This is a genomic window from Antarctobacter aquimaris, from assembly GCF_900184945.1.
Taxonomy (GTDB): domain Bacteria; phylum Pseudomonadota; class Alphaproteobacteria; order Rhodobacterales; family Rhodobacteraceae; genus Maliponia; species Maliponia aquimaris.
On the sequence record NZ_FXYF01000052.1, the window covers coordinates 1 to 854 of the forward strand.

An 854-nucleotide genomic window follows, 5' to 3' on the forward strand; every position below is an offset into this window, starting at 1 on the left:
GTCCCATTCCGAACCCGGCAGTTAAGTGCCGCCGCGCCAATGGTACTGCGTCTCAAGACGTGGGAGAGTAGGTCGCCGCCAAACCTAGAAAAAACCACTTCTCTTAATACGATATCACGACAAAAAGCGCCCTTCGGGGCGCTTTTTGCGTTCCAGACGACCGGAAATAGCATCCTTCATGTGCAGGAACGACAAGCGACGCCTGCGCGGGCGGTAACCTGACGTCGCCGTCCCACAGAACGCAGACACTAGAAAGCTGCTTGAAATCTGAATCGTTGGGATTCCCATGAGAGCTGAATTGTGATTCACCATATGTGGAGGTGGATCATGGGCAAATCGCTATCAATGGATATTCGGGAGCGTGTTGTCGCTCTGATTGATGACCTGCCCCCCGCGAAATCCCTCACCGTAATGTAGGGTCTGCGCCAACTCTGAAGGAGCAGACACATGCGAAAGAGCCGTTTCACCGAGGCGCAGATAATCGGGATGATCAAGGAACAGGGTTCAAGCGTTAAGCGATTGATCCAGTGGATCAATCGTAGCGCAGAACGGATTGCCGACGGCTGAGGTGTGCCGCAGGCACAGCCTGAGCACCGCCACGTTCTACAAGCTGAAGGCCAAGTATGGCGGGATGGACGTGTCCGAGGCTGCCAGGCTGAAGGCGCTGGAGGACTAGAATGCCAAGCTCAAACGCCTGTTGGCAGACACCATGCTGGACAATGTCGTCTTGAAAGACCTGCTGGGAAAGAGCCGACGACGTTGACGAGGCGGCGAGACGCGGCGCTCCGGGTGATGCGGGATCACGACCTCTCGCAGCGCCGGGCCTGCAGGCTGGTCGGTGTCGATCCCAAGAC

General features: G+C 56.9%; 1 rRNA gene and 1 pseudogene. Both read left to right on the top strand.

The window, feature by feature from the left end:
* Window positions 1-84 (top strand): 5S ribosomal RNA (rrf, locus tag MAA8898_RS25605); the annotation flags it as partial.
* Between the two features lie 363 nt (window positions 85-447).
* Window positions 448-854 (top strand): annotated as a pseudogene (locus tag MAA8898_RS25610) (transposase); the annotation flags it as partial.